General features: G+C 71.7%; 1 protein-coding gene. It reads right to left on the bottom strand.

Annotation, left to right across the window (positions count from 1 at the left end):
• On the bottom strand, positions 1-1,214 hold a 1,214-nt coding region (locus tag BST11_RS26785), incomplete at both ends, for an HNH endonuclease signature motif containing protein (RefSeq protein WP_142276616.1).

The following is a 1,214-nucleotide window of genomic DNA, read 5'->3' as shown; positions in this document are numbered from 1 at the left end:
TCGTCGTGGTTGGTGGTGAAGCGTTCGGGGTGGTGGTAGGGGTTGGTGCGGGGTTGGCCGTGGTCTAGATGTGGTGGTGGTATCCATTCGGTTTGGCCGTGGGCGTTGATGCGGGTGGTCCAGCCTTGTTCGGCGAGGCGGTTGTCGGGGCCGCAGGCCAGGGTGAGGTCGTCGATGTCGGTGCGCCGGGTGGCTTGCCAGCCGGTGACGTGGTGGACCTGGCTGTGGTAGGCCGGGGCGTCACAGCCGGGTCGGGTGCAGCCGCGATCGCGGGCGTAGAGCATGATGCGCTGCCCGCGGGAGGCCAGCCGTTTGGTGTGATAGAGCGCCAGGGGTTTGGCGTGGTCGAAGATGGCCAGGTAGTGATGGGCGTGGCCGGCCATGCGGATCACGTCGGTCATGGGCAGCAGGCTGCCCCCCGCGGTCAGGGCCTTGCCCGCGGCGGCCTCGAGTTCTTGCAGGGTGGTGGTGACCACGATGCTCACCGGTAGCCCGTTGTGCGAGCCCAGCTTGCCCGAGGCCAACAGCGCGCGCAGCGCGGCCACCCAGGCGTCGTGGTTGCGCTGGGCGGGGCTGCGGGCATCGCGGCGCGCCGCGGCCTCATCCGGGGTGCCGTCGACGATGGGGGTGTCGTCGTCGGGGTTGCAGGCGCCGGGGGCGGCCAGCTTGGCCAACATGACTTCGATCGCCGCGCGCAGATCCGGGGTGATCAGCCCGCTGAGGCGCGACATCCCGTCGAATTCCTGCTTGCCCAGCACGATGCCGCGCCGGCGGGCCCGCTCGGTATCGCTGTACTGGCCGTCGGGGTGCAGCCAGTCCAGGATCCGCTTAGCGTATTTGGCCACCTCATCAGGGCGGTAGCGGGCGGCCTTGGCGGCGAGGTCTTTGTCGGCGGCCGCGCGGGTCGCGGCGTCCACCGTGTCGGGTAGGTGGGCGAAAAACTCGCGGATCACCTTGATGTGCCCGTCGCCGATGAGCCCGTCGCGCTGGGCGGCCGCGCTCGCCTCCAGCTGCGGCGCCAGCGGCTGGCCGGTCAGCGCGCGCCGCTCCCCCAAATCGGCGGCCTCCTCGATGCGCCGACCCGCCTCACCGCGGGTGATGCGCAGCCGGTCGGCCAGCGCGGTGCGCAGGCTGCCGCCCAACTCCGCCTGACCCGCCTGGGCATCGAGCTGGTTGATCAGCCCGTGCTGGGGGGCGCGCAGCCGGCGCGCGGC

Source organism: Mycobacterium alsense, assembly GCF_002086635.1.
GTDB lineage: Bacteria > Actinomycetota > Actinomycetes > Mycobacteriales > Mycobacteriaceae > Mycobacterium > Mycobacterium alsense.
Note: the sequence above shows the minus strand (reverse complement) of the source record. Positions and strands in the feature narration are given on the sequence as shown.